12 protein-coding genes are annotated in these 17688 nt (G+C 74.9%); 2 read left to right on the top strand and 10 right to left on the bottom strand.

What is annotated here, in order from left to right:
- Nucleotides 1-45: 45 nt before the first annotated feature.
- Genes IRY44_RS04120 through IRY44_RS04110 form a run of 3 tightly spaced genes read right to left on the bottom strand, consistent with a single transcriptional unit; the run spans nt 46 to nt 3853 of the window.
- On the bottom strand, nt 46-1272 hold the full coding sequence (locus IRY44_RS04120) for a cytochrome P450 (RefSeq protein ID WP_194799127.1): 1227 nt from the start codon (nt 1270-1272) through the stop codon (nt 46-48).
- Nucleotides 1269-1589, bottom strand: coding sequence for a putative quinol monooxygenase (locus IRY44_RS04115; RefSeq protein ID WP_194799126.1), 321 nt, complete (start codon nt 1587-1589; stop codon nt 1269-1271). The genes IRY44_RS04120 and IRY44_RS04115 overlap by 4 nt, the downstream gene beginning before the upstream one ends.
- Nucleotides 1586-3853 (bottom strand): FAD-dependent oxidoreductase, encoded by a 2268-nt coding sequence (locus tag IRY44_RS04110; RefSeq protein ID WP_228531446.1) that lies wholly within the window; start codon nt 3851-3853, stop codon nt 1586-1588. Before IRY44_RS04110 ends, IRY44_RS04115 begins: the two co-directional genes overlap by 4 nt.
- A 194-nt stretch (nt 3854-4047) precedes the next feature.
- Between IRY44_RS04110 and IRY44_RS04105 the strand changes: the two genes are divergently transcribed.
- Entirely contained in the window at nt 4048-4806 is a 759-nt protein-coding gene (locus IRY44_RS04105; protein ID WP_194799124.1) for a trans-aconitate 2-methyltransferase, read from the top strand.
- A gap of 65 nt (nt 4807-4871) precedes the next feature.
- On the opposite strand, the gene IRY44_RS04100 is transcribed toward IRY44_RS04105, so the two are convergent.
- A complete protein-coding gene (locus tag IRY44_RS04100) occupies nt 4872-7586 on the bottom strand; it encodes a LuxR family transcriptional regulator (protein ID WP_194799123.1) in 2715 nt (904 codons plus the stop codon).
- A 94-nt stretch (nt 7587-7680) separates the two neighbouring features.
- Nucleotides 7681-8571, bottom strand: a complete 891-nt coding sequence (locus tag IRY44_RS04095; protein ID WP_194799122.1) for an alpha/beta hydrolase — start codon at nt 8569-8571, stop codon at nt 7681-7683.
- A gap of 132 nt (nt 8572-8703) precedes the next feature.
- Here IRY44_RS04095 and IRY44_RS04090 point away from each other — a divergent pair, with 132 nt between their 5' ends.
- The gene (locus IRY44_RS04090; RefSeq protein WP_194799121.1) at nt 8704-10029 is read left to right on the top strand and encodes an aminotransferase class V-fold PLP-dependent enzyme; all 1326 of its coding nucleotides are present in this window, start codon (nt 8704-8706) and stop codon (nt 10027-10029) included.
- Nucleotides 10030-10042: 13 nt separating this feature from the next.
- Here the strand turns inward: IRY44_RS04090 and IRY44_RS04085 are convergent, their stop codons facing one another.
- The 5 genes from IRY44_RS04085 to IRY44_RS04065 form a co-directional block, all read right to left on the bottom strand.
- Nucleotides 10043-10924: a DUF1963 domain-containing protein gene (locus IRY44_RS04085; RefSeq protein ID WP_194799120.1), complete on the bottom strand. Its 882-nt coding sequence runs from the start codon at nt 10922-10924 to the stop codon at nt 10043-10045.
- A 47-nt stretch (nt 10925-10971) separates the two neighbouring features.
- Nucleotides 10972-12126, bottom strand: coding sequence for a glycosyl hydrolase (locus IRY44_RS04080; protein WP_194799119.1), 1155 nt, complete (start codon nt 12124-12126; stop codon nt 10972-10974).
- A complete protein-coding gene (locus tag IRY44_RS04075) occupies nt 12120-13988 on the bottom strand; it encodes a glycosyltransferase family 2 protein (protein ID WP_194799118.1) in 1869 nt (622 codons plus the stop codon). Before IRY44_RS04075 ends, IRY44_RS04080 begins: the two co-directional genes overlap by 7 nt.
- A 101-nt stretch (nt 13989-14089) precedes the next feature.
- Complete coding sequence (locus IRY44_RS04070) at nt 14090-15196, bottom strand: glycosyltransferase family 39 protein (RefSeq protein ID WP_194799117.1); 1107 nt, start codon at nt 15194-15196, stop codon at nt 14090-14092.
- A gap of 149 nt (nt 15197-15345) precedes the next feature.
- Nucleotides 15346-17670, bottom strand: a complete 2325-nt coding sequence (locus IRY44_RS04065; protein WP_194799116.1) for a beta-glucosidase — start codon at nt 17668-17670, stop codon at nt 15346-15348.
- Between the last annotated feature and the right edge of the window lie 18 nt (nt 17671-17688).

Here is a 17688-nt window from a genome sequence, read left to right as displayed (position 1 = left end):
CCTTGATGATTGCGACGAGGACGGGGGCGCGCGACGGCGGCGCCGTCATGCGGTGAAGGTGACGGGAAGTTCCAGCAGGCCACGGAACGGCGAGGCGGCGGGGAGTCGGCGCACCTCGGCCAGCGGCACGCCGAGACGCAGTCCGGGCAGCCGGCGCAGCAGCGCGCCGAGCGCGAGTTCGGCCTCCATCCGGGCCAGCGAGACACCCAGGCAGTAGTGGACGCCGTGCCCGAACCCGAGGTGCGGGCCCCGGACCCGGCGCAGGTCCAGCCGGTCGGGGTCGGCGAAGTGCGCCGGGTCGTGGTTGGCCGCGTTGATCGCCACCCCGACGATCGCGCCGCGCGGGATGCGTACGCCCTGGTAGTCGACGTCCTCGGTGGCGATGCGCGGGCTGGCCACGGGCAGCGGCCCGTCGAAGCGCAGCAGCTCCTCGATCGCGGCGGGCAGCAGGCGGGGCGAGTCGCGCAGCAGTTCCATCTGCTCGGGGTGGGTGAGCAGGGCCAGCACGGCGTTGCCGAGGAAGTCGGCGGTGGTTTGGTGCCCGGCGAACAGCAGCAGGAACGTGGTGGTGACCAGTTCCGCCTCGGACAGCGTCCCGTCCTCGTCGACGGCCTTGATCAGCGCGGCGATGATGTCGTCGGCCGGGTCGTCGCGCTTGGCGCGGACCAGCCCGGCCAGGTAGTGGTGCAGCCGGAGCTGGGCCTCCTGCACCGCGGCCCGTTCCTGCGCCGGCGGCCGGCTGGTGGAGCCGGAGGTGCGGATCACCTGGGTCCAGTCGAGCACCCGGTCGTGGTCGGCCGGCGGCACGCCGAGCAGTTCGCAGATGACTGTCATCGGGAGCGGGATGGCGAACTCGTGCATCAGGTCCGCCTCGCCGTGCGGCGCCATCTTGTCGATGAGCTGGTCGACGGTCGACGCGATCCGGGGGCGCAGCGCCTCGATCCGCCGCGGCGCGAACGCCTGCGACACCACCCGGCGCAGCCGGGTGTGCTCCGGCGGGTCGGAGTTGAGCATGTTGCGGTTCAGGCCCTCGGAGTTCGGGCCGAAGATCTTCAGGTAGTGCTGCCCCGGGCCGTACAGGTCCTTGGACAGGCGCGGGTCGGTCAGCGCGGTGCGGGCGTCGTCGAATCGGGTGATCAGCCAGGAGTCGAAGCGCGGCGAGCCGACCGGGCAGACCGGCCGGTCGGAGCGCAGCCGGGCCAGCGCGGGGTACGGGTCGGCGGCGAACGCGTCGGTGTAGAGCTCGTTCGCCGGCATCACGTCGTCGGTCATCGCCTCTCCCCCGGCTCGCCGGCCACGCTGTGCAGCACCTGGTAGGTGTGCCGGTCGGCGGACTCGCGCAGCTCACGGATCATGCTCAGCAGCCGGTCGCGGTGCGTGCTGCGGCCGAACGCGTCGAGCCGCTCGCGGTCCGCCCAGTCGCTGATGATCAGGTAGCTGCGCGGGTCGTCGGCGTCGCGAACCAGGTCCTGGTGCAGGCAGCCGTCCAGCGTGCGGATCTGTTCGGCCGCGGTGAGCCACTCCGCCTCGAAGCGCTCCTCGCAGCCCTCCCGGGTCCGCATCGACAGCACGGTCCGGACCCGGCTCACCGGACACTCCCGAAGACCAGGTGCAGGTGCTTGCGCAGCGCGTCCGGGTCGACCGGCGCGCCCCGGAACCCGATGTGCCCGTCCGGGCGGATCAGGTACAGACCGGTGCCGGCCAGCCCGTACGCGCCGCGGAAGCGGCGCTCGGCGTCGCGCACCACCGGCGGGTCGAACAGTCGCGGTTCGTCGGCGTCCGGGTCGAGCAGCAGGTACGCGTCGAGTTCCCCGCCGGCGAGCCGCCGCGCGTCGGCGCACAGGCCGGTGACCGCGGCCAGTTCCTCCGTGCCGGCCGTGCGGTCGGCGTAGAGCAGCAGTGTGTGCCGGGTGCCCCGGGTCAGGTCACGCAGCCGCAGCGGGTGGCCGACGCCGCGCCGGCGCAGCCCGTCCACGTCGGGCGCGATGTCGCCGGGACGGGGCGCGTCGCCGAGCGCGGCCGGGTCGGCGACGGTTTCCCCGACCAGTGGGCTGCCGGCGTAGCTGAGCAGCATGGACATCTCCTGGAGGAACTGCCGTTCCAGGTCGGCGCGGTCCACCTCCTCGGTGCCGGCCATCCGTACCGCCCGGCCGACGATCTCCTCGCCCTCCGGCCGCCGCTCGGTCTCGTAGCTGTCCAGCAGGCCGGGCGCGGCCAGCCCGCGTACCGCCAGGGCGAGCTTCCAGGCCAGGTTCCAGGTGTCCTGGATGCCGGTGTTCATGCCCTGGCCGCCGGCCGGCGGGTGCAGGTGGGCGGCGTCCCCGGCGACGAACACGCGGCCCTCGCGGTAGCGGTCGACGATGCCGTGGCTGATCCGGAACACCGACGACCAGCGCAGGTTGCTCGCCCGGGTGCCGGGCGGCGCCAGGCGGTCCAGCGCGGCCTGCACGTCCTCGATCGTCGGTTCGTCGAGTTCCTCGCTGAACCCGGGCGGGGCGTCGCGGCCACCGGTCTGGGCGAAGAAGCGGGGCGGCGCGAGGGTGGCGATGCGGTAGCGGTGCTCGCCACGCAGCGGTACGCAGACGAGCATCCCGTCCATCTGCCCGTCGGTCATGTGCAGGAACCGCAGCAGGTGCCCGTCCGGCATATCCCAGTCCACGTCGACGTCCACCAGCATGAACAGTTGCGGGAACCGGCCCAGCCCGCCGGTGAAGGTGAGCCCGAGCCGCTCCCGTACCCGGCTGTGCGCGCCGTCGGCGCCGACCAGGTACGCCGCGCGTACCGTCTCGGTGCCGCCGTCGGCGGTGCGGACGGTGGCGGTCACGCCGTCGGCGTCCTGGGTGAAGTCGACGAGTTCGGCGCCGCGCTGCGGGCGGACGCCGAGGGTGGCCAGCCGGTCGGTGAGGATCCGTTCGGTCTCGTACTGCGGCAGGCCGAGGTGGTCGTACGGCAGGCCGGGCAGTTCCCAGCTCATCCGGTGGGTCTGCTCGCCGTTGACGAAGACCGTGTTGCCGGTGAGCCAGATGCCGGCGTCCATGGCCTCCCGGACGACGCCCTGCTCCTCCCAGATCTCCATGGTGCGGCAGTGCACGCCGATCGCCTTGTCGGCGTGGCCGGGCGGGGTGGCCTGCTTGTCGATCACCAGGCAGTCGATGCCCCGCCGGGCCAGCTCGACGGCGGCGGTCAGCCCGGTGGGACCCGCCCCGACGACGAGTACGTCTGTTGTCCTGTGCACGTCGGCCTCCCAGCCCGTGGTGGGGTGTCGGCGGCCGTCCGCGTCTGGCACGACGTGGAACAGCCGGCGCCGGATGTCGAGAAGGAACGGCGCGATCGGCCCGGCCTGCGCGGAGGCGTGGGCCGGGTCGCCGATCCAGGCGAGGAACGGCGCGGAGCCGTCCCACTCGGCGAAGATGTGGTGGATGTCCGAGCCGGGCGCCCGCAGCAGTTGTTCGCGGCGGTAGCCGGGTATCGCCGCCATCCGCCGGACCACCTCGGGGTAGCCCTTGTGGAACTCGGCGAGCCGGTCGAGCGGCACTGTGAGTTCGACGTCCACGTAGACCGGACCCGTCCCGTCCCCGGTCTCCCGCATCAGGGGGTAGCCGGGATCGCCGTCCGGCTCGGTCAGCGGCCGGAACAGGTCGGCCAGGCGGGCCGCCACCGGCCCGCGCCGGTACGCGCGCAGCGCCGCGTCGTCGGCCCACTCGGTGACGACGACGAAGCCGCGCGGGTCGAGGGCGTCGCGCAGCAGCTCGTGCCGCAGGTTGCCGGGCAGTGCGCCGAGCTGCCCGGCGACCGTCTCGAAGGCCGGCCCGACCGCGGGCTCGCAGCCGGGGCGCGCGCGCAGCCGGAGCATCGTCCTGATCATGCAGCCCCCTCGAACGGTGCGGTCGTCGTGCCGCGACCCTGCCGCAGCGCGCGTCACCGCCTCGTCACCGTCGGCCCGCCGGACGTCCGGCCCCGGTGACGCCGCCGGGACGGCGCACGCTTATTGCAAAGCTTTGGCAACAAGCCTCGACAGGGCCGCGGTCGGTAACTATCGTGAGGGGCATGACTCCTTACGATCTGGATGTACGGGCCTGGCAGGAGAGCTGGGACCGGCAGCAGGAGGCGTACCTGCCCGACCGGGAGCACCGCTTCGCGGCGATGCTCGACGCCGTCGAGGCGGCCGCCGGCGACCGGCCGCCACGCGTCCTCGACCTCGCGGGCGGCACCGGATCGATCAGCCTGCGGACGCTGGCCCGCCGGCCCGACGCCGAGGTGACGGTGCTCGACCTCGACCCGGTGCTGCTCACCCTCGCCGAGGCGGCGCTGGCCGGGCGGGCCACAGTGGTCACCGCCGACCTCAACCGGTCCGACTGGGCCGCCGCGCTGCCGCACCGCGACTTCGACGCCGTGCTCACCGCCACCGCCCTGCACTGGCTCGACGGCCCGCGCCTCGCGCGGTTGTACGGCGAGATCCGCGACGTGCTGCGCCCCGGCGGGGTGTTCGTCAATGCCGACCACATGCCCGACGAGGCGCTGCCGACGCTGACCGGCCGGCTGCACACCCGGGCGGGCGCGCTGCGGGCGGCCCGGCACCGCGCGGGCGCGGCGCTGTCCTGGTCGGACTGGTGGGAGCGGGCAGCCGACGATCCGGTGCTGGGTCCGCTGGTGGAGAAGCGACGGCAGATCTACCCGACCGGGCACAGCCCGGAGTGGAACCCGCCCGCGGCATGGCACCTGGACGCGCTGCGCGCGGCTGGCTTCACCGAGGCCGGCGTGCTCTGGCGCGGCGGCGCGGACGCCGCCGTGGCGGCACTGCGCTGATCCCGGCGGCACGCCCGGCGCGGCGGCCGACGCCACGCGTGCCGAGAGCGGCGGGCGGCGGGCGGTCAGGACAGCAGGCGGGCCAGTTCGGTACGCGAGCGCACGCCCAGCCGGTGGAAGACGTTGCGCAGGTGGTGGTCGACGGTCCGGGTGGACAGGCACATCCGGGTGGCGATCTCCCGGTTGGTCGCCCCCTCCGCGACCAGCCGGGCGATGTGCAACTGCTGCCCGGTCAGCAACTGCTCCGGGCCGCGCCGCACCGGCCCGACCGACTCCCCCGCCGCGCGTAGCTCCTCCCCCGCCCGCTCGGCCCACACGGTGGCGCCGAGCAGCGTGAACGCCTCCCGGGCCCGGTGCAGGTGCGCCCGGGCGTCCCGGGGGCGGCGCCGGCGGCGCAGCTCGCGACCGAACAGCAGCTCGGTGCGGGCGCGCTCGAACCGGTCGGTGTCGGCCGGGTGCAGCCGCAGCGCCGCGTGGAACTCCCGTTCGGCCTCCGGGCCGCCGCGCGGCGCGAGCAACGCCCGGCAACGCGCCGCCAGCGCCCGCCGCGACGGGCTCGCCGTGCTGCTGGCCCAGTGGTCGAACACGGCGAGCGCGGCGGCCGGCCGCCCGCCGTCGTGGGCGGCGGCCTCGACGAGGTACGGCGTGGCCATCACCTGGACCAGCACCTGCCCCCGGCCGGTGCCGGTACGGGCGAGCGCGGACAGCCGGGCCACCGCGTCGGCGTACCGGCCGTCGATCAGGTCCAGCACGCCCAGCGCCCAGCGGGCGTACGCGTCCGGCCGGCTCCCTGGTGCGGCGCCGTCGCCGATCTCGGCGATCCGGGCCAGCGCGGCGTCCCGGTCGGCGCGGACGGCGGCCAGCACAGCGAGGATGCCGAGGTGCACCTGGGCGCAGACGTGCTGGCCGGTGGCGCGGGCGGCGCGCACGCCCTCGCGGGCGGTCTCCGCCGCCGCCTCGTGCCGGCCCAGCCAGTACTCGGCGACTGCTCGCAGTTCCAGCGCTCGGGGCAGCAGGGACAGCTCGCCGCGCGCGCGGGCCACCTCGACCGCCCGGCCGGCGAGCCGGTGCGCGGGACCGTCCACGGCGACGAGCAGGGCGGCCGCGGCGGCGCAGACGAGCGCGCCGGGAGTGAGCGCGGGCCCGGTCAGCCGGCCGCCGAGGACGACGACGCGGCGCAGCGCCGGGCCGCCACGGGCGTGGTCGCCGCGCAGCGTCGCGCCGACGCCCGTAGCGAACGTGGCCAGCAGGTCGAGGTCGGGCGGGTCGCCGGGCCGACGCAGCGCCTCGGCCCGGCGGGCCACTTCGGCGTACCGGTACTGGTCGCCGGTGACGCAGATGGCCTCGCCGGCGCGGACCAGCGCGAGCAGCGCGGCCCGCCGGTCGGTCGGCGCGACCACGTCGGCGGCGGCCAGCAGCGTGGCGACCGCGGCGGCAGGCGCGTCGCAGCGCAGTTGCATCTCGCCGCGGAGCAGGTCCGCCCGGCTGTGCGCCGGCCCGGCGGTCAGGCGGCGCAGCAGCCCCCGGGCCTGGTCCGGGTCGCCGGCGGTCCAGGCACATCGCGCGGCGGCGATGGTCAGCTCGGCGGCGCGCCCTGGGTCGGGGCTCAGCTCGGCGGCCCGGCGCAGCACGACCGCCGCGGCGGCGCGGTCCGGCACCTCGTCGACCGCCGCGCTCAACTCGGCGGCGAGCGTGTCGGCCGGACAGTCGGCGGCGATGGCGTGGCGCAGCGCCCGGCCCAGCGCACCCTCGGCGAGCGTGCCGGCCAGCAGCAGGTGGGCCGTGCGCAGGTCGGCGAGCGGCGCGACGGCGGTGATCATCGTGCGGGCGAGCGGGTGCGGAAACGTCACCCCGCCCGGCCCGGTGCGCAGCAGGCTGGCGGCCTCGGCGGGCGCGAGCGCCTCGACGGTCAGGCCGGCCGCCCACGCGGCGCGGACCAGCGTGGCCGGGTCGTCGCCGGGGTCGAGCGCGGCGAGCAGCACCAGGCGGCGGGTCGGTTCCGGCAGCAGGTCCAGGCGAGCCCGGTACGCGGCGGCGAGCGTGCCGTCCACCGGCGGCGTGCCGGGCAGCGGCGCCTCGCCCCGCCACTGGACCGGGGTGAGCGTGCCGGCCAGGTCGGCCAGCGCCGCCGGGCTGCCCCGGCTGAGCGCGGCCAGCGCCGTGGCCACCGCCGCGGGCGGCCGCTCCCGCAGGCCGGCGAGCATGGCGTGGCACTCGTGGGCGTCCAGCGGGCGCAGCCGGTGGGCGGGTACGCCGTCGACGGTGGCCGGTGCGGTGGCGGTCAGCAGCATCGCCACCGGCAGCCGGCGCAGCCGGCGCGCCACCACCGCCAGGGTCCAGGCGCTCTGCGGATCGCCGATGTCGAGGTCGTCCACCGTGCACAGCAGCGGCCGGTCCGCCGCCGCGGCGGCGAGCAGGGACCGCACCGCCGCGGCCAGGGCCAGGCGCTGCTCGGCCGGGCACCCGTCGCCGCCGAGCGCGCGGCGCAACAGCCGGCGTTGCCGCACCGGGAGCGCGGTGTCCGCGTCCAGCACCGGGTCGAGCAGGCGGTGCAGCCCCGCGTAGGGCAGTGTCGCCTCGTCGGCCAGGCCCGCACCGGCGAGCACCGCGCGCTCCCCCGCCCACCTGCGGGCGTACGCCAGCAAAGCGCTGCGCCCGGAGCCGGGCGGCCCGTGGAACAGCAGCGCACCGCCGTCCTCGCGGTCGAGAAGCCGGCGGATCGCGTCGCACTCCTCGTCCCGGCCCCACAGGTCTATATGCACTGTCGATGCAGAAACCATGCATGCAGTGTCACAGATGGGCAACCCGTCGGAAAAGAGGCGGACACGCTCCCGGGGTGGTCGCCGTGGCGACCACCCCGGGAGCGGACCGGATTCAGGCGCTCGGGCAGGTGTTGCGGTACTCCTGGATCGCCGACCCGCTCGGGCCGGGGCAGAGGAACTGCTCGTAGCGGGTGTCGTCGTCGACGAACCGCTTCAGCCAGGCGACCATCTGCTTCGCCGTCGGCGTGTTCGTCGTCTGCGGGAAGAAGTGGCTCGCGCCGTCCAGCTCCAGGTACGCCTTCTCGGACGACGCCGGGATGCTGTTGTAGAACGGGATCGAGTGGGTCGCCACCGGCGCCACACTGTCGGTCTCGCCGCCGATGATGAGCGTCGGCACCCGCACCTCGGACCAGGTCTTGTCCAGGTTCCACGGCGCCAGCGGGACGGCGGCCTGCAACGACGGCCGGGCCGCCGCCGCCTCCAGGCTGCCGCCGCCACCCATCGAGTGCCCGGCCACGGCGAGCCGGGACGAGTCGATCCGGCCGCGCACCGAGCTGCGCTCGGTCAGGTAGTCCAGCGCGGCCAGGAGCTGGCGGCCCCGGCTGTCCGGCTGGTCCAGCCGGGTGTTGGTCTCGATGCCGATCACCACGAAGCCGTGCGAGGCGATCCGCGGCCCGAGCCAGCTCAGGCTGGACCAGGAGGCGGTGTAGCCGGGCGAGATGGCGACCGCGCCGAAGGTGCCCTCGGCGGTGCTGGTCGGGTAGTAGATGACGCCGCCGCCGAAGCCGGTAACGCTCAGCGAGGAGACGTTTATCGACGAGGTGGCGAACGGGCCGCGGCTGGCCTCCAGGATGGCGCTCGTGGGCGCCGGGCCGCGCTCGTAGGGACTGGCGGCGTTCGCCGCGGCCGGCACGGCGAGGGCGCCGCCGGTGGCGAGCAGCGCGGCCACGGCGAGGCGGGCGAGGGCACGGACGGGGGTACGGGAACGGGTGGTGGTGGCCACGTCGGTCACTCCTTGCGCCGGAATTACATCGACATGCGTCAGCATCGATGCCCGGCCGCCGGTGCGCATCGGTGAAATCACCGGTCCCCGGGCGGTGACCCGGCCGTGACATGCACGGCGGACGATTGCCCCATGCATCCGACGCGACGGCACCTGACCCGGCGGCACCTGCTCGGCGCCACAGCGGCAGCGGGCGTCACCGGCCTGGCCACCGGCTGCGACCCGGACCGCCCGGCGGGCGGGACCGCGGCGTCCGACGACGCGCCCGCCCTGGATCCGGCCAGTTGGGACAACGTCCGCGCCCAGTTCGCGCTCGACCCCTCCCGGGCGCACCTGGCCACGTTCGTCTTCGCCCCGCACCCGGCCCCGGTACGGGCCGCCGTGGCCGTCCACCGGGCCGGCCTCGACCGGGACGCTTCCGGCTACCTGGCCGCGCACGAGGAACGGCTGGACCGCGCGGTGCTCGCTGCGGCGGCCGGGCACCTCGGCGCCCGCTCGGACCACATCGCGCTCACCGACTCCACCACCATGGGCCTCGGCCTGGTCCACAGCGCGATCCGGCTGCGACCGGGCGAGGAGGTGCTGACCACCGAGCACGACTTCTACGCCACGCACGAGGCGCTGCGGTTGCGCGCCGAACGCGACGGGGTGACGGTGCGCCGGGCCCGCCTCTACCGGGACGCGGCCACGGCCACGGCGGACGAGATGGTCGCCGGCCTGACCGCGGCGCTCACGCCCCGCACCCGGGTGGTGGCGCTGACCTGGGTGCACTCCAGCACCGGCGTGAAGCTGCCGGTACGCCGGCTGGCCGAGGCGGTCCGCGAGCGCAGCCCGGAGGCGTTGCTCTGCCTCGACGCGGTGCACGGCTTCGGCGCCGACGCGTCCACACCCGAGCAGCTCGGCTGCGACGTGCTGGTCTCCGGCTGCCACAAGTGGCTGCTCGGGCCGCGCGGCACCGGCCTGGTCTGGGCCGCCGAGCGGGCGTGGGCGCGGATGACGCCGGTGATCCCGACCTTCGACGGGCGGGCCATCGGGCGTTGGATGGCCGGCGGGACCGGCGGGGCGCCCGTGCCGCCGGGCCTGGCGCACACGCCCGGCGGCTACCACAGCTTCGAGCACCGGTGGGCGCTCGCCGACGCGTTCGCGTTCCACCGGCGCATCGGCCCGGCCCGGGTCGCCGAACGCACCCGGGAGCTGGCGAACCGGCTCAAGGATGGGCTGGCCGGGATCCGGGGCGTCCGGCTGGTCACGCCGCGCGCAGCCGACCTGTCCGCCGGGGTGGTCTGCTGCGAGGTGGCGGGCGTGCCGGCGGACCGGGCGGTGGACCGGCTGCGGTCGGCCGGCGTGATCGCCAGCAGCACCCCCTACCGGCCGTCCTACCTGCGCTTCGGCGCGACGATCGCCAACGGCGAGCAGGACGTGGATTCGGCGCTGCGGGCGGTCCGCACGCTGGTCTGAGCCGGCCCGGCTGTCACTCGGTGAACTCGCAGAAGGACAGCACCCTGTCGAACCGCCGTGCGGCGAGGTCGTCGTGGCGGATCAGGAACCGCGCGTTGACGTACTCCTCGTCCGGTACGCCGAACTGGGCCAGCGGCACCCATTCGCGCATCACCCGCTGTTCTTCCTCGTAACGGGCCACCATCCGCTCCGCGCGGGGCAGGGACCACCCCTGCTGAACCCGCTCCGGGTCCATCATGATCACCTCGGGCGGATCCTGCGCGGAGATGGTGTAGCCGCCGACGAAGACGTCGTGCTGAATCCACCAGTCCCGCTCCGGCCAGAGCTGCTCGACCAGCGCGCTCATCTCCTTGCGATGCGGCATGTCGCGCAGGAGCTGGATCTGGGTGTCGCACAGCCACTCCTCCGAGCGGTCGAGCCAGTCCGGCAGCTCCGCCTGGACGGCCGCGTACATCTCGTGCTCGGGGGTGAGGAAGGACTCCCGGGCGGTCCCGGCGGGTAGGACGTACTCGCCGTCGGCCGTCTCGGCGCCGGCCGGGACGTACACGACCCGCGAGTACGCCTTCTCGTTCTCGATGCCGCAGGCGTCCTGTGCGCCCTCCTGGTCGAGGAAGAACAGCAGCGTGCCGTCGGCCGGCAGGGCGAGGTCGGGAACCCGGGGCAGCGCCGCGCAGTCGAGCCGGAGCAGGAACGGCAACGGCAAGCCCGCCGGGCACGTGGGCCACGGCATGCCCACCGGCAGCCGCGGCCGCCCGCCCCGCCGCACGGCGTGCACGCCCTCCTCGCGCTGCCAGGCGTGGATCCGGAACCGGATCAGCTCCGCGAAACGGGCCACCTCGTCCTCGGGCACACCCTGCTCGATCGCCGCCCGCCGGAATTGATCTCTCTCGTTCATGATCGTGGAGGGTAGCCGCACCGTCCGACATGGAGCGTGGACCGGGATCATGGCCCGGTACGCGGCCGCACCGCCGGCGACCAGGTCACGTCGTAGCGGTCGGCGGCCACCGCCTCGGCGAACGCGGTCGCCGCCGCCGGTGAGCCGGCGATGCGCCAGTCCTTCTCCTTGTCCACCTCGAACCAGATCAGCCCGATCAGGCCCGGATAGCGGGGCAGGGCGCGGAACGTGTCCCGGATCCACCGCGCCTTGTGCCCGGCGGCGTCGGCCGCGCCGGTCTCGGTGACCACGAGCGGCTTGCCGGTGACCTTGCGGACCTCCGCGATCGTCGGGCCGAAGATCTGGTCGAACGACCAGTACGTCTTGGTGAACGCGCCGCTGCCGTAGTAGCCGGTGACGCCGACCCAGTCGACGTACTCGTCGCCCGGGTAGAGCCCGGTGACCCCGGCGGTCGTCTTGTCCCAGCGCGCGTTCGGGCTCCACACCCAGGTGACGTTCGTGGCGCCGGCGGCGGTGAAGACGTCGTGCACGTGCCGCCAGGCGCGGACGTAGTCGCCGGGGCGGTTGCCGTTGGCCCGCTCGCACCAGGGGTACCAGTCGCCGTTCATCTCGTGCGCGAAGCGGATCGCGACCGGGTAGCCCAGCGACCGCACCCCCTCCGCCCAGGAGCGCAGGTACGCGTCGAAGTCGCCGCGCGCGATCCGGGACAGCCGGTAGTCCGGCTGGGTGGCGCGCAGCCGGTCGATCTGCCTGTCGGTCAGGCCGGTGCGGCGGGCCGCCTTGTCGACCGTGTGGTCCCACGGCTCCCAGCCGAGCATCGGCATCATGCCCCGCTCGGCGATCCGGTCGAACAGGCTCCGGTCGAACTCGGCCGACGCCCAGTCGGCGCCGAAGAGCATCACCTGCGGCGCGCGCCCGGCCGCCTCGGCGAAGCTGTCGACCGGCGCGAAGTCGTACGGTCCCTTGTCCGTCATCACGCCGAAGAACGCCTGCCCGGGCGGCGGGAACGGGCCGCCGCGCGGGCTCGGCACGACCGCCGCCGGCACGTCGGTGCTCGCCTGCGGCGTCGCCGGGGCGGGCCGTTGCGCCGAGGCGTCGGTGCCCGGGTCGCGCCACGCGCCCGGCGCCACCACGAAGGCGTACGCGAGCAGCAGCAACCCGGCCAGCGCCAGGCCCATCCGGGGCAGCGTCGGCCTCAGCACGGCACACCGCCCTCGGTCACGGTCCGGGGTACCACCTGCGGTTCCCGGGCCGGTTCGGCGGCCCGGTCCCGGCGGGCCCGCAGACTCTCCGCCCAGGAGATCAGCGGCGGGGCGAGCCCGGTCAGCAGCGTCAGCACCGGCCAGACCCGCAGCAGCGGGTAGTCGTGATCCAGCGCGAAGCTCGCCGCGAGCAGCCCGGCGGCGGCGAGCGCCCAGCACAGGTGCAGCCGGAACGTACGCGCCGACTCGACAGTGCGCAGCGCACCCTTGGCGGTGACCACGAAGCCGAGCTTGCGGCGCAGCAGCGCGCCCACCGCGGCGGCCACGTACACCGGCCCGGCGAACAGGGCGAGCGCCATGCCGACCATGCCCACCTCCTCCCGCTCGTGCGGGGCGATGTTGAATCGGCGCAGCCACAGCCAGAGCAGGAACCAGGTGCCGATGGTGGAGCCCCACAGCGTTGCCCAGATCTGCGGGTCGAGCCGGCCCGCGTCGACGCCGGTCAGCAGGTAGAGCGCGGTGGCGGCGTTGCCGAGCAGCAGGCTCACCGCCACGCTCGGGTAGTAGAACTGGAGCAGGCGGTACTGCCAGCGGCGGCGGGACGGCAACTCGCGCGGCGTACGCAGCTCGCGGCGGAGCAGGATCTCGCAGATCCCGGCCGCCCAGCGCTTCTGCTGGTTGAAGTAGTCCGCCCAGGAGGTCGGTCCCTCGCCGAGCGCCACCACGTCCGGGGTGTAGACGCCCTTCCACCGGTTGCCGGTGGCCGGGTTGACGGCGGCGTGCACGCGGATGCTGGTGAGGTGGTCCTCGATGATCGAGTCCTGGTAGCCGCCGATGGTCCGCCAGGCCGCCGGGCGGTAGAGGTGCCCGGTGCCGGTCAGCAGCGGCGCGTCCAGTCCGTTGCCGCCGCGGGCGATCAGCCCGTTGTAGAGGTACTGCTGCACCGAGGCGCCGTGGGCGACGAAGTTCTGGTGCATGTTGCCGTACACCTGGGGGGTCACCACGAACGCGACGTCCGGGTCGCGGAAGTAGCCGAGCGTGCGTTCCAGGAAGTTCGGCAGCGGCACGTGGTCCGGGTCGACGTTCGCGACCACGTCGTAGCGGTGCTCGTGCTCGGCCCGCCAGGCGTTGTGGTTGCCGGACTTGGTCCGGGCCCGGAACTCGCCGCCGGGCCGGTTGTACTCGGGCCGGCCCTTGCGGGTGAAGTGGCGGACGCCCAGCCGCGCGGCCATCGCCCGGACCGCCGGGTCGTCGCCCTCGTCGAGGATCCACACGTCGACGTGCCCGCAGTAGACGATCTCCCGCAGCCGGCGCAGTGTCCGCTCGGCGACCTCGATCGGCTCCTTGCTCGGCACGATCGTGGTGAGCAGGGCGACCCGCAGGCCGACCGGCGGGTCGACCGGCACCGGGTCCCGGGCGTGGTAGGCGAAGACCCAGACCACCACGTTCTGCGCCAGGCGGATCAGTTCGACGCCGACGACGACGCAGAACGCGAGCCGGGCGGCGACGGTCTGCCAGCCGCCGAGGCCGACGACGCCGGGCCCGGGCACGTGCTGGGGCAGCAGCAGCCAGCCGACGAAGACCAGGCCGGCGGCGCTGTTGACGAGCACCAGCAGCGTCAGCACCAGCCGCGCGGCGACCGAGGCGGTGGGGCGGAACTCGACCGCCGCGTCGGGGCGGCGGGGCGGTCGCAGCGGGCCGGCGGTGGCACCGCAACGGGCGTACGCGAGGCGGGCGCGGACGTTGCGCTGCCGGCGGTCCGGATCGGCCGGCGTCCCGGGCGGGACGGGCGCGATCGGGCGGGCACCCGGCGGCCCGGCCGTCGTGGCGCGGGACGGGCGTGTATCGGCGGCGACGGCCACGTTTCCCCCATGGTCTGCAGGCTCTGGAGCCGACCGAATGCTAAGCCGACAATTAACCGCAAAAGGGGCGAATCAGGCGGAGGTCGCCCGATCGTCGACGGTCACCACGGGAGCTGGTCCGCCACGGCGAGCAGCGCGACGAGAGCCAGCACGGCGACGGCCCCGGCGACTCGTGCCCGGGACAGGGCGACCCCGCCGAGCACCGCCCAGGCCGGCACCGTGAACAGCAGGTTCGCCGCCGACCAGACCGGCGCGGCCTGCGCCAGCGCCAGCAGTCCGAGCGCCGGCACCAGCGCCCAGGCGGTGCAGATCGCGGCGGCGTACCGCAGCGGAAGGCTGAACAGCGCCAGCCCGGCCAGCACGCCGCCGAGCACGGCGACGCCGAACAGGTCACCGGGCGTGGCCGCCAGCACGGCGGCGCCGGGTCGCACGCCGGACGACAGATGACCGCCGTCGCGCAGGCCGGCGGCGAGCAGCGCGGCGGCCGGGAGCAGCCCGAGGACCACCGCGGCCAGCCACCTGACGGCGACACGGCGACGGAACGCCAGCACGATCCAGCCGTGGCCGGCGAGCAGCAGCAACGCCACCGGCTGGCAGAGGCCCAGCAGCAGCACCGCGCCCGCGTAGGGCATGAGCCGCCGCAGGGCCGGCCGGTCCAGCGCGGGCACCAGCAGCCAGGTGGCGAGTACGGCGGCGAACACCGCCAGGGCGTACGGCTGCGCCTCCTGCGCGTACCGGATCGAGGTCGGCAGCACCGCGAAGATCGCCCCGGCCGCCAGGCCGGCGGCGGGCGTGGCGATCCGGGCGGCGAGCGCGCCGACGAGCGCCGCGGCCCCGATCATGGCCAGCAGCGACGGTACGCGCAGCGCCAGGTCGGCCGCGCCGAACAGCGCCGCCCAGCCGCGCAGGAAAAGGTGGTACGGCCCGAGCGCGACCTCGTCGCCGGTCAGGGCGGCACCGATCCCCGGCCACGGCGACGTGATCGCGCGCCGGGTCGCGAGTTCTCCGGCGCTCGGCGCCGACGCGGTGATCCGGGCGACGCCGAGCGCACCCGTGAGGGCCGCCGGCAGCAGCCAGGCCGCGATCCGCCAGCGCCACACGGCGGTCGCGGCGCGGGCGGTGGCCCGGCGCGGCCGGTCCTCGCCCCACGGGTCCTCGACCGCGGCGTCCCCGAGCCGGGGCAGGACCATGGTGTCCGCGTCCATCATCGTGACTCACGCATCCCTGTGGGTGCCGGCGACCGGGATCCAGCCGGGGCTGGATGACATCCTGGAGCCTACTGAGCCAAAAACGACATAACGCCAATATGAGATGAAAGGGTCCGCCGATCGCCCCGTGGACGACCGGCGGACCCGGCTCAGCGAAGGTCGACGGTCGTCCAGCGGGGCGAGGCGGCGGTGATCTCTACGGTGTCGCCGGTCAGCGTCGTCCGCGCCTGGACGTCGCGCCGGGCGCTCGTGCCCACCCAGACATCGACCTCTCCGGGCTCCACCACGCGCGTGAGCGTGCGGTCGGTGAAGGCCAGCCGCGTGTTCGGCACGGTCAGCTCGACGGTCACCGAGGCGCCCGGCTCCAGGCGCACCCGCCGGTAGCCGAGCAGCTGCGCCACCGGCCGGGTCACCGAGGCGACCAGGTCACGGCCGTAGAGCTGCACCACGTCGTCACCGGCGACCGGGCCGGTGTTCGTCACCCGCACCGACACCTTCAGCGCCTCGCCGGTCGGCACCTCGGCCGGCACGGTCAGGTCGGTGTACGCGAACGTGGTGTAGGACAGCCCGTGCCCGAACGGCGCGACCGGCGTCGCCGGCAGGTTGGTGCCGTTCATGCCCGCCCCCAGCTTCGGGTGCAGGTACGAGTACGGCTGCGCGCCCGCCGAGCCGGGCAGGGTGACCGGCAGCCGGCCGGACGGGTTGACCCGTCCGGAGAGCACACCCGCGATCGCCCCGGCGCCCTCCTCGCCCGGGAAGAACGTCTGCACCACCGCCGCGCACCGGGACAGCGCCCAGCCGAGTGCGTACGGGCGGCCGGTGAGCAGCACGAGGACGACCGGGGTGCCGGTGTCCAGCACCGCCTCGACGAGCTGGCGCTGCACGCCGGGCAGCTCCAGGTCGTCCCGGTCGCAGCCCTCGCCGACGGTGCCGCGCCCGAACAGGCTGGCGTGGTCGCCGACCACGAGGACCGCCACGTCGGCGGCGGACGCGGCGGCGAGCGCCTCGTCGAACCCGGACCGGTCCGCCGAGTCCACCTCGCAGCCGGTCGCGAAGGTGACCCGGTCGGCGCCGAACTCGGCGCGCACCGCCTCCAGGACGGTCGGCACCTCGAAGCCGGTCTCCACGCCCGGGTGGTGGGCCAGCACGTGGTTGAGGAACGAGTAGCAGCCGAACAGCGCGCCCTGCCGGTCGGCGTTCGGCCCGACGACCGCCACCCGGCGGCCCGCCGGCAGCGGCAGCACGCCCTCGTTGGCGACCAGGACGACCGACTCCTCGGCGAGCCGGCGGGCGATCGACCTGTGCTCCGGCGAGTCGAGGTCGATCGCGCCCGGCGGCTCGTCGTCGAACGTGGCGTCGAGCAGCCCGAGTTCCTGCTTCTGGCGCAGGACGCGCAGCACCGCCCGGTCGACGAGCGCCTCGTCGACTCTGCCCGTCCGCACCGACTCGGTCAGGGTCAGGAAGGCGTCACCGGTGGGCAGCTCGATGTCGAGGCCCGCGCTCAGCGCCTGCACGGCCGCGTCCGCGTTGTCGGCCGCGACGTGGTGCAGCAGGTTGAGGAAGGCGACGCCGTAGTAGTCGGCCACCACCGTCCCGTCGAAGCCCCACCGCTCCCGCAGCAGATCGGTGAGCATGGTCGGATCGGCGGCGACCGGCACGCCGTCGATCTCCGCGTACGAGTGCATGACGCTGCGCGCGTCGCCGTCCCGGATCGCCATCTCGAACGGCGGCAGCAGCACGTCGGCGACTTCCCGGGGACCGGCGTGCACCGGGCCGAAGTTGCGCCCGGCCCGCGAGCCGGAGTAGCCGGCGAAGTGCTTCAGCGTCGCGAGCACGCCCTGCGACTGGAGTCCCCGCACGTACGAGGTGCCGATGGTGCCGACGAGGTACGGGTCCTCGGCGATGCACTCGTCGACCCGGCCCCAGCGGGGATCCCGGATCACGTCCAGCACCGGGGACAGTCCCTGGTGGATGCCGAGCGCGCGCATCGAGGCACCGATCGCCGCCGCCATCTCGGTGACCAGCTCCGGGTCGAACGCGGCACCCCAGGCCAGCGGCGTCGGGAAGGTCGCCGCCTTCCACGCCGACAGGCCGGTCAGGCACTCCTCGTGCACGATGGCCGGGATGCCCAGCCGGGTGCCCGTCACCAGGTCCCGCTGGAACTTCCACAGCCAGGCGGCGCGGGCGGCGGCGTCGACCGGACGGGTGCCGTAGGCGCGGGTGAGGTGACCCAGGCCGTGCCGGGAGAAGTCGTCGAGCCGGCCGCTGTCGGCGAACTCGCCCTGCAGGGGCGCGACCGCCTCACCGTCCTCCTTCTCCCAGAACCCGACGAGCTGCGCGACCTTCTCCTCGATCGTCATCCGAGCGAGCAGTTCCCGTACGCGCGTCTCGGCGTCGTGTCCGTCCGGCCGGTCGTGGTCCGAACCTGCCTGAGCCGGTACCGGCCCGTCCACCACCGCGTGGACCTCTGTCATGGTGTGCCTTTCCACTGG

Origin of the sequence: Micromonospora sp. ANENR4 (assembly GCF_015354395.1) — a bacterium.
Classification (GTDB): Bacteria; Actinomycetota; Actinomycetes; order Mycobacteriales; family Micromonosporaceae; genus Micromonospora; species Micromonospora aurantiaca.
The sequence above is the reverse complement of the archived record's forward strand: the minus strand, read 5'-3'. Positions and strand labels throughout refer to the sequence as shown.